Annotated in this window: 12 protein-coding genes; 9 read left to right on the top strand and 3 right to left on the bottom strand. The window is 48.0% G+C overall.

The window, feature by feature from the left end:
• The first annotated feature begins 48 nt into the window (after positions 1-48).
• The 3 genes from KNO78_RS10000 to cydC all read left to right on the top strand — a co-directional run bounded on the left by KNO78_RS10000 (position 49) and on the right by cydC (position 4,300).
• Positions 49-738 (top strand): Crp/Fnr family transcriptional regulator, encoded by a 690-nt coding sequence (locus KNO78_RS10000; protein ID WP_196431355.1) that lies wholly within the window; start codon positions 49-51, stop codon positions 736-738.
• Positions 739-860: 122 nt separating this feature from the next.
• Positions 861-2,585 (top strand): thiol reductant ABC exporter subunit CydD, encoded by a 1,725-nt coding sequence (gene cydD / locus KNO78_RS09995; protein WP_196431354.1) that lies wholly within the window; start codon positions 861-863, stop codon positions 2,583-2,585.
• Positions 2,582-4,300, top strand: a complete 1,719-nt coding sequence (cydC, locus tag KNO78_RS09990) for a thiol reductant ABC exporter subunit CydC (RefSeq protein WP_214690382.1) — start codon at positions 2,582-2,584, stop codon at positions 4,298-4,300. The genes cydD and cydC overlap by 4 nt, the downstream gene beginning before the upstream one ends.
• 252 nt (positions 4,301-4,552) lie before the next feature.
• On the opposite strand, the gene KNO78_RS09985 is transcribed toward cydC, so the two are convergent.
• Positions 4,553-5,077, bottom strand: a complete 525-nt coding sequence (locus KNO78_RS09985; RefSeq protein WP_159563058.1) for a hypothetical protein — start codon at positions 5,075-5,077, stop codon at positions 4,553-4,555.
• 128 nt (positions 5,078-5,205) lie between these two features.
• Entirely contained in the window at positions 5,206-6,282 is a 1,077-nt protein-coding gene (locus tag KNO78_RS09980; RefSeq protein ID WP_214690383.1) for a diguanylate cyclase, read from the bottom strand.
• A 224-nt stretch (positions 6,283-6,506) separates the two neighbouring features.
• Here KNO78_RS09980 and KNO78_RS09975 point away from each other — a divergent pair, with 224 nt between their 5' ends.
• The 6 genes from KNO78_RS09975 (at position 6,507) to KNO78_RS09950 (ending at position 10,582) form a co-directional block, all read left to right on the top strand.
• Positions 6,507-6,689 carry a hypothetical protein gene (locus KNO78_RS09975; protein ID WP_031422036.1) on the top strand — a complete coding sequence of 61 codons (183 nt, stop codon included), beginning with the start codon at positions 6,507-6,509 and terminating at the stop codon, positions 6,687-6,689.
• Positions 6,690-6,771: 82 nt separating this feature from the next.
• Complete coding sequence (gene msrA, locus KNO78_RS09970; protein ID WP_074035519.1) at positions 6,772-7,722, top strand: peptide-methionine (S)-S-oxide reductase MsrA; 951 nt, start codon at positions 6,772-6,774, stop codon at positions 7,720-7,722.
• Between the two features lie 13 nt (positions 7,723-7,735).
• A complete protein-coding gene (locus KNO78_RS09965) occupies positions 7,736-9,022 on the top strand; it encodes a DUF2252 domain-containing protein (protein ID WP_074035520.1) in 1,287 nt (428 codons plus the stop codon).
• A 61-nt stretch (positions 9,023-9,083) separates the two neighbouring features.
• Complete coding sequence (locus tag KNO78_RS09960; RefSeq protein WP_078147766.1) at positions 9,084-9,362, top strand: DUF5327 family protein; 279 nt, start codon at positions 9,084-9,086, stop codon at positions 9,360-9,362.
• 108 nt (positions 9,363-9,470) lie between these two features.
• Complete coding sequence (locus KNO78_RS09955; RefSeq protein WP_196431351.1) at positions 9,471-9,836, top strand: rhodanese-like domain-containing protein; 366 nt, start codon at positions 9,471-9,473, stop codon at positions 9,834-9,836.
• Between the two features lie 113 nt (positions 9,837-9,949).
• Positions 9,950-10,582, top strand: a complete 633-nt coding sequence (locus KNO78_RS09950) for an HAD family hydrolase (RefSeq protein WP_031422042.1) — start codon at positions 9,950-9,952, stop codon at positions 10,580-10,582.
• Positions 10,583-10,633: 51 nt separating this feature from the next.
• On the opposite strand, the gene KNO78_RS09945 is transcribed toward KNO78_RS09950, so the two are convergent.
• Positions 10,634-12,046 carry an NAD-dependent succinate-semialdehyde dehydrogenase gene (locus tag KNO78_RS09945; protein ID WP_196431350.1) on the bottom strand — a complete coding sequence of 471 codons (1,413 nt, stop codon included), beginning with the start codon at positions 12,044-12,046 and terminating at the stop codon, positions 10,634-10,636.
• Positions 12,047-12,139 lie beyond the last annotated feature (93 nt).

Here is a 12,139-nt window from a genome sequence, read left to right as displayed (position 1 = left end):
ATTTTATACTTAAGGTAGGGGGATTTAACTAGAAATGAGGGAATACAGATGCGACACAAGTGGACGATTGATGATTTACGGCAGTTGACACTGTTTGCGAACTGTTCGAGTCGAGCGCTTGAACAGCTCGTCCCATACGTCTATTGCCGAACGTATCGAAAAGGACAACTCCTATTCATGGAAGGAGACCCGCGAGAGCGCGTGTATTTCTTAATGAATGGATACATCAGACTCGAACGGATGAACGAGCATGCGACGCATCAGTATGCGGACTATGTGAAACCCAAACAGTTCTTCCCGTACAACGGTTTATTCACGGAGGAAGACTACCGTCATACGGCTGAAGCGGTGACGGATATTGAAGTCATCTACATCCCGACCGAACGATTCGAGCGGTTTGTGTCCACACAGTCGAACATGCTGCTCTATATCATCGGACAGATGAATCGTATTTTAGATTTACATGAACGACGTGTCCAAGAAATTATTACCCCGAGCGCGAAAGAACGTGTACTCAATACCATCCATTTTTTGATTGAAGATTTAGGGGAGCCGGACGAGCAGGGGGTACGTGTCCGCTGTCCGTTCACGGCGATGGAACTATCTCGTCTATCCGGAACTTCCCGGGAGACGGTTTCTACGATTTTAGCGAAGCTTCGCAAAGAAGACGTGCTTCGAATGGACGCGCACCAACTTGTGATTGAGCATCCTGAATATTTTGATCAAGACTTCGATTGACGCCGCTCGGGAGAGGGCGTCTTTTACATGTCGGAACGAGCGGAGCGTTCGCTTCAAGACGTAGCATATTGTATAATTAGTGATGAATCTCACAAAGCAATCGGATTGTGAATAGAGAAAGGATGAATGCAGTGAAACGACTGCAAGCCCTTGCGTTCGCCGAGCGAGGTCACATCATTGGACTGGTATTGTCTGCGGTCATGATTGGACTATCGATTTTGGCGCAAGCGTATTTAATCGTCGACATTGTCGACCGAATCTTTTTAAAAGATGAATCATTTGAAGCCGTCATTCCGGCGTTACTTTGGCTCGTCGTCGCCCTATTGGCACGAGCACTTTTTGGATACGTCTCCGGGCGAATCGGGGCGAGTTTATCGGAAAAAGCGAAACGGGCGTTACGTCTGCAATTGCTAGATCGCTATGCCACGAGCCCGGTCGAGTCCTCTTTGACGGGACAATCTGGGAAGAAGGTCAGTGTGTTCATGGATGCTGTTGACGAGGTTGACGCCTACTTCAGTCAATATTGGCCACAAGTGATTCAAACCTCGATTATCCCGCTTCTGATTTTGGTTGTCGTCTTCAGCCAACATTGGATTTCAGGTGTCATCATGATGGTGACGGCACCGTTTATCCCTTTGTTCTTTATTATCATTGGGATTGCGACACAGAAAAAATCTGAGGAACAGATGGAGAAGATGAATCAATTTTCCGGAAAGTTTTTGGATGTCTTACAGGGTTTGACGACACTTAAACTCTACAACCGGACCGAACAGGAAGCGAAAGCGATTGAGAAGAGCAGTCTCGACTTTCGGGATGCGACGATGGTCGTCTTAAAGACGGCATTCTTATCTGGCCTTATGCTGGAATTCATTTCGATGCTCAGTACCGGTGTCGTGGCACTGGAAGTCGCGCTACAGATGGTCGTTTGGGAGAACTTGACGTTCTTCTCTGGCTTCTTGATTCTTGTGTTGGCGCCAGAGTATTACTTGGCCATCAAAGACCTGGGCAGCGCCTTTCATACGGGACGTGGCAGTATGGGCGCAGCAGACCGGATCTTTGACGTATTAGACGCTCCGGATGATCGCATTCAGTGGGGGACGAAGTCGCTTGGTTCACGGAAGCCGGATCTTGAGCTTGAAGAGGTATCGTTTGAGTACGCTGGTGGACGCTTTTCCCTTCAGCCATTGAGTGGTCGCATCTCGTCGGGCACCCACCTCGCGTTAGTTGGTGCGAGCGGTTCCGGGAAGACGACTGTCCTCAACGTGATTTCAGGACTTTTGCAGGTGAAATCAGGTCGTGTTCTCGTAGATGGTGAACCTTTGCATACGTATGACGAATCTACCTGGTATGGAAATATTGCATATATCTCTCAAAATCCGTATCTGTTCGCCGGGACACTCGCCGAAAACATTGCCTTAGGTGAGGTGGCTGACGAACATGCGTTACTCGAAGCAACCGAGGCAGCTGGACTATCCGAGGTGATTGACCAGTTGCCGAACGGGATCTGGACAGAACTCGGAGAAGGTGGATTTGGACTATCCGGTGGGGAACGGCAGCGCCTTGCACTCGCACGTGCTTTCTTTAAGCGACCTGGTATTTTATTGTTTGATGAACCGACGACCGGTCTCGATTTGAAAACAGAGCGGATTGTCAGACGCTCGATTGAAGAGCTGTCAAAAGGTGCAACGTTAATCACGGTTGCGCATCGTCTGCATACAATCAAAGAGGCAGACACGATTTGGTTCATGGATGATGGGAAGCGAATCGCAGAAGGGACGCATGAAGTGTTACTCGCTGTCCCAGAGTATGCGGAGTTGTTTGCACTTCAGAAAGGGGTGAGCCGATGAACTCGCTTTGGACGATTACAAAATGGATGATGCGCGAAAAGAAAGACATCCTCCTCTCCATCTTCTTTGGATATGCAGCAGGGATTGCGGCGGTCGCCCTCTTCGCGGCAAGTGGCTATCTCGTATCACGCGCCGGGCTCGTCCCGCCCCTGTATGCGTTGATGGTACCCGTCGTCTTGATTAAACTGTTCGGTGTCATCCGGGCAGGAAGCCGTTATCGGGAACGTCTCGCATCGCACCGAGCAACGTTTACGATTTTGAGTGAGTTGCGCGTCCGGTTCTATCGTCAGTTAGAGCCGCTCGTTCCGTCCATCTTTGCGAAATATCGGAGTGGGGATTTGCTCGCACGCGTCGTTGGGGACGTCGAGAGTCTTCAAAACTACTTTCTTCGCGTGTTTTATCCGCCAATCATTCTCGTACTCGTCTTTTTGAGCACCATCTTCTTTGTTACCTTTTACTCGTTTGCGGTCAGTCTATGGATCTTGTTTGGTGTACTCATCACGGGGTTCTTGATCCCGCTCGGCTTTGCACGAATCCGCGCCCGTCACGATGAGACGATTCGTGGATTGCGCGGAGATGTGTCGATTCAATTGACAGAGATGTTGTTCGGATACCGGGATTTAAAACTTCATCACCAACTCGATCGCACGAAACAAGCTGTCTATTCGTACAGTGAACGTTACATGGAGGCGGAGCGGAAAGACACAACGAATCAATTCTTTAATTCTGCGCTCGTCGTTGCCGCTTCCTTACTCGTCTCATGGGGCGTCTTGGCCATCGGTGCGTATCAGGTGGTAAATGGAGACCTGAACGGGTTGTTCTTGGCAATGCTGATCATGATGTCGCTCACAGCGTTTGAGAATACGACGCCGATGGCCGTGTTCCCCGGTCACTTTGCAGACAGTAAGCAAGCAGCAGATCGTTTGTTTGAAGTGACGGAGCCGAGTGAAACGATTGAGGAGCGTGAGGCGAAACGTCATGATGTGACGTTTACGGCCGCACCGTCTATTTCATTTGATCATATTCGCTATCGCTATCCAGACACGTATCGAGATGTGATAGATGAGGTAACGTTACACATACCGAGCGGTTCGAAGACGGTAATCGTCGGACCGAGCGGGTCAGGGAAGTCGACGTTACTTCAACTGGTAATGGCTTTCGTTCGGACGGAAGACGGCACGATTCGATTGGATGATTACAATATGAACGATGTCAAACAAACATCTATTTGGCAACATGCAAGTGTTGTCTTGCAAGACAATCATTTCTTTTACGGAACCGTACGGGAAAACCTGGCGTTAGCCGGTGACTTCACAGATGAAGCGATGAACGTAGCACTTGAGCGCGTCCGTTTGTCATTCTCGCTAGACGAACCGGTCCTGGAGAAAGGGGCAAACTTGTCAGGTGGAGAACGTCAGCGCCTCGCCATCGCACGGGCACTTCTTAAAAACGGACTTCTTTGGTTGCTTGATGAACCGACATCGGCACTCGATGCAGGAACAGAGGCCCATGTCTTTTCTGAATTGCTACAGCAAGCCGGAGGGGGCACACTCATTCTTGTCAGTCACCGTTTGACGGGTCTCGAAACGTTTGATCAGATTATCGTCATGGAAGCTGGACGGATCGTCGAGGTCGGTTCTTATGAGGAATTGATGACGAAACGTGGCATGTTCTATGAATTGAAACAAATCGAACAAGAAGTGTTCGCATCATGAAAAAGACGAGCAGCCCGTCGGTGGGCTGCTCGTCTTGTTTATGGCAAATATGGGTGCAACAAATGGGGGTTGTCGCAATGCTTTCAAAAAGAGTGTCGTGGAGGGGAATCCACGTGACGTGATATGTTTGGGGAACGTGCACGCCAAGCTTTTGGGAAGCTACAACTAGAGTATAGTTGATAACGATTCTCATTGTCAATAAGAATAATAAAAAAATCCATACGTGCGAACACGCATGGATTGGGTCATGAATTAATTCGAGGCTACGCCTTTTTGAACCGTGAATCGAATCAAACTGAACAAGTATCTCGTGAAGAAGAGAGCGAACGCATAGAATAGCGCAATGAACGGTGACTGAAGATCAATCCCCGGGATGTTCATCAAGAACTCTAGAACGAGAATAGAGAGTAAGAATACGTAGAGAGCGGCATCTAAATAAAGTGGCATAAGACGACCGCGTTGATGCCAAAACGTGCGGATGAGTGGTGCCACGGTCATCCCGATAATCCGTTCCGCAAAGCCGATACTGAGAACGGCGATGATGAATGCTGGGATCGTGTTAAAGGTCACCAAATCCGAGAATACGAAACCTGAAATCAATAAGAGAGGACCGATGATAATCATCATCGAAAGTGAGGTCCGGAAGAAAATCCACATGTTTTTCTGAATCGAACGAATCCCACCGATTGCCGATTGTTGAAGTGTCTTTCCACGTCTATAATCAATCGCGAACGAGCCGATAAACATAATTCCAAATAAAGATAACAAAACTGACATGAACGATGTTTCCCCTTTTCTGAATAAATCATGATGTATCGATCTGAATCAAAGTCTAGCCTAGTTTAACGATTCATTTCGAGAAAGTAAAGCGAGAAAACGCGCTCAAGTGTGAGGAGTTTGACACATTAAGAGGCGAGGATGAAACGATTCCGACCGGACTCTTTTGCGTGATATAACGCTTCATCTGCATGTTTTAACACACTGTCGATTTCAATATCATTCGAATGGCAAGCTCCAAGCGAAACAGTGATGTGGAGCGTACCGGCACTCGTCTCGAACGGGAACGTTGAAACCTTTTCTCGAATAGATTCAGCAAGCTGCGATACTTCTTCTCGATTAGCATGGGGCATGACGATTAAAAATTCTTCGCCGCCGAAGCGACCGACTAAATGGCGCTCATTGCTCTCATTCACGAGGAGCATGCCGAGCTCGCGCAAAACATCATCTCCGACGTCGTGACCGTATGTGTCATTCACCCGTTTGAAATGATCGATGTCGACCAAAATCAATGCGTATTCTTCTGCCTCGACCGTCAAGTTGGCCATGGCTTCGTTCAAGAGACGCCGATTGGCAATCCCGGTGAGCGCATCTGTCCGCGCCAGTTGCTGTTGATGTTGGACGTTCTCGAAGTGACGGCGTAGTTCGAGCAGTAATCGATAGGCGGCGCACGCTCCCCCGTAAGACATTAACGTATAGACGATTAAGACGGGATAGAACAAATTTAGTGGAAGCGCGGTATAAATCGCTGCCCCAAAAATGGCAATACTGATTGTAGTGAATACGAGCAAAGTGGGCCGAGTATTATCCATGCGTTTCCGTAAAAGACCTGTTAAGACAATTAACGTAACTATTGTGGCGATGGCTAGATAGAGACCGAGCATGGTACCGTCTGTAAAGAACAGAACTAGGGAACGACCGATTAATAATATGATACCTGCGAAAGCACCACTCACCCATCCCCCGAATAGAACGGCAAGCAAAACGGGAATATTACGTAAGTCGATGAGTATCCCCTCGAGCGGTAAGGCATTTACTAAAAGGAGGATGGCAATCAATCCGGTCTGTACCCCAAGTAAAATCCTTCCTTTGAGAGGAGACTGTGGCGTCAGACGAGGGCGGTTTCGAAACGGTAAAAAGGAAATCGTGAAGAGCGTGAACAAGATACACAGGTTGATAAAGAACGCATTTATGATTGTGAGCATCGGAGCTCCCCCTTATCCCGTATGGAAATATTTAGTTACAGTATATAGCATCTAGTTGGAAACAAACAGGAATAACCTGCTTGCGGAAAGAAACTCTCTTGAATGATTATTCAAGCAAATCGTTTTGGAATCCTTTTGGATTTGTTCAGGTTCTCCTCATCTTTTAGAACTTTCGTTATGGAAAATCGAAAGTTTGGTATGATAAGAGAAAAGGAGGACTGTCCGTGCGTTACTGGGATCATTTTAAACGAGCGTTTATTCCGATTGCGCTCATTTTGATTGGATTAGCGATCTTTTATACTTTATCGGCTCGAGATAATATGGTGTTGACGCTATTAGGGGCTGCGATTGTTGGAGTCATCTTATTTTTGGTGATGCGTCATGTGAATCAGGTGGAAGAGGACTAAAGCGAGAACACATTTTGTGGTTCTCGTTTTTTGTTGTCTTGCCACATTTTTGGGTACACTACAAAGTAAGGAGGGATTTATCATGGCAAAAGCTACATTTGCGGGAGGCTGTTTCTGGTGCATGGTCAAACCGTTTCATAAATATGAGGGAGTGGAGCGTGTCATTTCTGGATATACAGGAGGACATGTCGACAACCCGACGTATCAACAAGTCTGTTCGGAGACGACAGGACATTTAGAGGCGGTTGAAATCACATTTGATCCAGAAGTCATTTCGTATGAGGAGTTGTTACGCATCTATTGGCGTCAAATCGATCCAACAGATGGCGGAGGGCAGTTCAATGACCGCGGTGAATCCTATCGTCCAGCCATCTTCTATCATTCAGAAGAGCAACGGGCTGCAGCAGAGCGTTCGAAACAAGAAGTGGAAGATTCGGGTCGGTTCGATCGCTCGATTGAAGTCGATATCCGTCCTGCGAAAACGTTCTGGGAAGCGGAAGACTATCATCAAGACTACTATAAAAAAAATCCGTTCCGTTATGAGATGTACCGTGTCGGTTCAGGGCGCGCGAAGTTCATCAAAGAGGCGTGGAGTGATCGCAAACAACAACAAGCACTTCGTGAACGCTTGACACCGATGCAGTATAAAGTGACTCAAGAAAACGGGACAGAGCCACCGTTCCAAAATGAATATTGGGATGAAGAGCGGGAGGGGTTGTACGTCGATATCGTCGACGGGACACCACTCTTCACATCTCACGATAAGTTTCAGTCGAATTGCGGATGGCCGAGCTTCTCACGCCCAATCGAGGAGAAGCGAGTCGATTTGAACATGGACACGACGCACCACATGGTACGGACAGAAGTCCGTTCAAAACAAGGGGACAGTCACCTTGGTCACGTGTTTGATGACGGTCCGAAAGAGCTTGGCGGCTTACGCTATTGCATTAACTCGGCCGCTCTCCGATTCGTTCCTGTAGAAGAGCTTGAAGAGGCCGGGTACGGGGAATATAAACACTTATTCAACAAGTGAAGGGGAGAGCCGTATGTTCACAGCCGTCAAACAACAAATTCGATGCGAGACGATCGGGACCGTCCTTGATTTTTACGACCAGTCGATTCGACAGCTTTCGGAAGAGGCGAGACAAGAAAAATATGCGAAGATGAGTTCGAGCCCGTTCTCGTTCTTTCGGGGTAGCTCACACTTGTTCTACTACGACTTTGCGAAAGTGCCAATCGCGTTTGACACAGGTCCCGATCATCCGACGTTCATTCAAGGAGACTTACACTTTGAAAATTTCGGTGTGTTCGAAGACGGGGCCGGTACCATCATCTATGACGTGAACGACTTTGATGAGGCGTATATCGGTTCATACCTGTTTGATTTGTTGCGGATGGCGGTCTCTGTCGATTTATTCGCCGCCGAGTCCGGGTTCGATGGCAAAGCAGCCATTCAAGCGTTTGCTGAGTCCTATGCCAAAGCCATTGAAAAACATGCGCTTGGACGAAGTGAGCATATTCAATTCACGAAAGAGAACACGTGTAAAGCGGTCAAAAAAGTTATTAAAAAAGCGGAGAAGAAGAAAGATGAATTCATGTCCGAACGGACGGAGGTAAGAGACGAGGAACGTTATTTTTCAACGAGTGACGACTTGCTTCCCATCTCCTCGGAAGTACGGGAGAAAATTGAAGCGGCATGGGGCGATTATCTGTCTTCTTTGTCAAATCAACACCGACATCATGCCGATCACTATGAAATCAAAGATATCGCCATCAAACTTCAAAGCGGAACGGCTTCTATCGGATTAGAACGCTACTATATTTTGATTGAAGGTGCCGATGAAGAGCATGATGAAGATGTCATTTTAGAGATGAAACAAGCACAATCTGCCGTCCCGTCTCTCTTTCTTCCGACACATCCGCTGTTTGAAAACGGATTGTCGCATCAAGGCGCTCGTGTCGTCGCTGCGCAACGGGCAATGGTCCACAGTCGTGACCCGTATCTCGGCTATTTGACGATTGACGACAAAGAATATTATGTGAGGCAACGTTCTCCGTATAAGCGAAAAGTGAAAGCGAAACATATGAAAGATGAGACGTCGCTCATTGAGACGTTGAAGGTGCAAGCGCAAATCACGGCGAAGATTCATGCACGGGCCGATGCGACCTCCAATGTGCTCGATTATACGGCAAGCGAACGAATCGCGGCGGCAATCGGTGACTCTCCGTCCCTGTTTATTCGACAGTTATCGAGATGGGCTGATTTTTATGCAAATCAAGTTCGTTTTGATTATGACGCCTTTTTAAACTGGGTCGAGTCAAGGAATCGTTAAGGAACTTGCGAATTGAGGATGAAATCCTGCACAATGGAAGCGTAAAGGATGTGTACGGACTATGATTACAGAACAACAAGTCATCGCCCAAATGCGTCAGGTGATGACACAGATTGAGTCGTCAACCGGCGAAGCGCAAAAGCGTCATTTGGCAAAGTTAATGGGTTTTTGTGAACTCTTGTTAGCGGAGACGTCTGAAGCAAAAAGCGTTGGGGCATCACAGTCCCCGACCGTGACAAGTGAAACGAAACCTCCGCTTGATCGTCAGATGGCCGCTTTTCTCGGGATTCCCATGGAAGAAGACGAACAACCTAAATCCGATTCATTGCTCGATTTTTGAACCACATGTGATGCACATGTGGTTTTTTTGTGGATTCATTTTCATTGACTTAAATACCATAGGGGGTATAATGGGTACAAGAAACGAAATGCAAATGGAGGCGTGAATATGTTGGACTTTCTTTTTGTGGCAGTCGTCATTGGACTTGTGTATTTCTGGTGGAGTCGTCGAAACAATATAAAAACAGTCTCGACGGATGATTTAAAACGAAGAATCGCAGAAGAACGGAACATTCAATTGTTGGACGTACGTGAGCCGCATGAATACCGCGGGGGACATATCAAGCAAGCGAAAAATGTACCTTTATCCGAATTCGGTAATGCTCAAGCGAAATATCCGAAAGAAAAAGAGCGTCCAGTCTATGTTATCTGTCAGAGCGGGATGCGTAGCCAACGCGCGGCAGCGATGCTGAAGAGTGCCGGATATACCGACGTTTATTCTGTAAAGGGTGGAATGAACTTCTGGCGTGGATAATAGATGCGACTGGACGAATCGGTTCAGTCGTTTTTTGTCACCACGTTTTCTCTTTTGCATTTTCGGGGATTCTGCTACGGTAGGGAGAGAGTGAAAGAGAGGAGATCAATCCAATGGCAGTAATTTTATTTGATATCGATGGCACGTTAGTAGATACGACCGGACCGATGACGAAGGCGATTCATGAGGCACTCGAGGAGCTTCCTCATCTTCCGAAACCGAGTGAAGAGGCGGTCCGTTCAGGATACGGCTTGGCAGGTAACGCGTTTTGGGAGCATGTCATCCCAGAAGCGACGCTTGAGGAGATTCGTCTCATTCGCAGACTCCGTCATACGACGCTTGAGCAAACGATGGAAGGACAAAATGTCTTATTTGACGGAATTCGTGAGATGTTGGAGACACTTCACGAGCAAGGTCATACGCTGACGACAGCGAGTAACTGCGGTGTTCATTATATGAATTTGATTTTAGATACGCAACAGATTCGTCCATATATGACGGCACCCGAATGTTTAGAATCTGTTGGGGGCGAGAAGAAGGCAGACATTCTGACAGCGCACCGTGTCCGGCACGGAGAGGCGGACTATATTATGGTCGGTGATCGTAAATCGGATGTCGAGGCGGCTCGCGCTCATGACTTCCCCGTCGTCTTGACAGGATTCGGGTTCGGTAATGAAGAAGAGTGGGCACTTGCAGATCACGTGATTCAATCTCCACACGATTTAGTCGAGTGGGTCAACCGATAAGAAAAGGCTTGTCGCATATCAATGTCGACAAGCCTTTTTGTATACCTATACTCACAATCCGAGAGAGATGTATTTTACTTCTAAAAATTCCTCAATACCGTGATGACCGCCTTCACGACCGAGTCCGCTCTCTTTCCAACCACCGAAAGGCGCTTGCGGCGTTGACGGAAGTCCGTCATTCACACCGACAATCCCATACTCTAACGATTCAGCTAAATAGACCGCTTCATTGATGTCTTGCGTGAACAAGTAAGCGGCTAAGCCGAACGGCGTGTTGTTCGCCCGTTTGATGACTTCATCGAGCGAATCGAACGTTGCAATCGGTGCGACGGGTCCGAACGTTTCTTCGTTCATGCAGAGCATGTCTTCATTCGCATAACGGATGACAGCAGGACGGATGAATAAGCCGTCTAGCACCTCGCCACCGTACACTTCACCGCCACGAATCTGCGCGTCCTCGATATGCTTTTCGACTTTGCTGAGCGCATCGTCATCGATGAGCGGACCGATGTCGACACCTTCCTCTAGTCCGTTCCCGACTTTCAACGCTTCGACCTCTTTAATGAAACGCTCCGAGAATTCATCGACGACGGCGCGTTCGACATAAATTCGGTTCGCACAGACACACGTCTGTCCACCGTTTCGGAATTTCGTGGCGACCGCTTGCGGAACAGCCTTATCTAAATCCGCTTTAGCTGTGACGATGAGCGGGGCGTGCCCACCCAGTTCAAGCGAAATCTTTTTCATCGTGTCCGCAGCATCACGCATGAGCATTTTCCCGACTTCCGTGGATCCTGTGAACGTCAACTTTCGGACCCGTTTATCTTGTTGCCACGCTTTGACGATATCTGACGCTTGTCCTGTGACAAGGTTGATGACCCCTTTTGGGAATCCGGCCTTCTCCGCTAATTTCACCAATTCGATGGCGGTCAACGGGGTCGCCGATGCTGGTTTCATGACGACCGTACAGCCCGCAGCGAGCGCTGGAGCAACTTTCCGTGTGATCATGGCAGCCGGGAAGTTCCAAGGTGTGATGGCTGCGATGACGCCGACCGGTTGTTTGATGGCAAAGATTCGTTTTTGGTTCGATGAAGCAGGAATCGTCTCACCGTATACACGACGCCCTTCTGCCGCATACCAGTCGATGAATCCATTTGCATAGTTGATTTCGCCGATCGCTTCTTTGAGCGGTTTTCCTTGTTCCTCGACCATCGTTCGGGCAAGCTCTTCCGTATGTTCTGCAATCAAACGATGCCATTCAGTAAGTAGCTCCCCTCGTTCTTCTGCTGTTTTTTGTTGCCATTCTTCTAACGCCTCATGCGCAGCGTCGACGGCTTGTGTCGCTTCTTGTGTATCACTTTTTGTCACGACGGCCATCACATTGCCTGTGGCTGGATTTCGTACCTCGATCGTTTGTCCCGTTTCTGTCCATTCCCCGTTAATGAAGTTTTTCTCTTCTCGCATCTTGATTTCCCCTTTCCAAAAAGTGCACAGTTAATTAGAGGATACCCGTTTTTCTGAAACGCACACAAATTTACAAAAAAAAGAGGGGATACT

It is taken from the genome of Exiguobacterium sp. s132, from assembly GCF_018617235.1.
GTDB classification, from domain to species: Bacteria; Bacillota; Bacilli; order Exiguobacteriales; family Exiguobacteriaceae; genus Exiguobacterium; species Exiguobacterium profundum.
This window is presented reverse-complemented; position numbering and strand designations above follow the sequence as displayed.

Excerpts from the sequence above, each read along its gene's own strand:
- KNO78_RS09980 (WP_214690383.1), bottom strand. The coding sequence starts at position 6,282 with ATGCTCACAATCATAAATGCGTTCTTTATCAACCTGTGTATCTTGTTC.
- cydD (WP_196431354.1), top strand. The coding sequence starts at position 861 with ATGAATGCAGTGAAACGACTGCAAGCCCTTGCGTTCGCCGAGCGAGGT.
- KNO78_RS09960 (WP_078147766.1), top strand. The coding sequence starts at position 9,084 with ATGATTACAGAACAACAAGTCATCGCCCAAATGCGTCAGGTGATGACA.
- KNO78_RS10000 (WP_196431355.1), top strand. The coding sequence starts at position 49 with ATGCGACACAAGTGGACGATTGATGATTTACGGCAGTTGACACTGTTT.
- KNO78_RS09945 (WP_196431350.1), bottom strand. The coding sequence starts at position 12,046 with ATGCGAGAAGAGAAAAACTTCATTAACGGGGAATGGACAGAAACGGGA.
- cydC (WP_214690382.1), top strand. The coding sequence starts at position 2,582 with ATGAACTCGCTTTGGACGATTACAAAATGGATGATGCGCGAAAAGAAA.
- KNO78_RS09985 (WP_159563058.1), bottom strand. The coding sequence starts at position 5,077 with ATGTCAGTTTTGTTATCTTTATTTGGAATTATGTTTATCGGCTCGTTC.
- KNO78_RS09965 (WP_074035520.1), top strand. The coding sequence starts at position 7,736 with ATGTTCACAGCCGTCAAACAACAAATTCGATGCGAGACGATCGGGACC.
- msrA (WP_074035519.1), top strand. The coding sequence starts at position 6,772 with ATGGCAAAAGCTACATTTGCGGGAGGCTGTTTCTGGTGCATGGTCAAA.
- KNO78_RS09950 (WP_031422042.1), top strand. The coding sequence starts at position 9,950 with ATGGCAGTAATTTTATTTGATATCGATGGCACGTTAGTAGATACGACC.
- KNO78_RS09955 (WP_196431351.1), top strand. The coding sequence starts at position 9,471 with ATGTTGGACTTTCTTTTTGTGGCAGTCGTCATTGGACTTGTGTATTTC.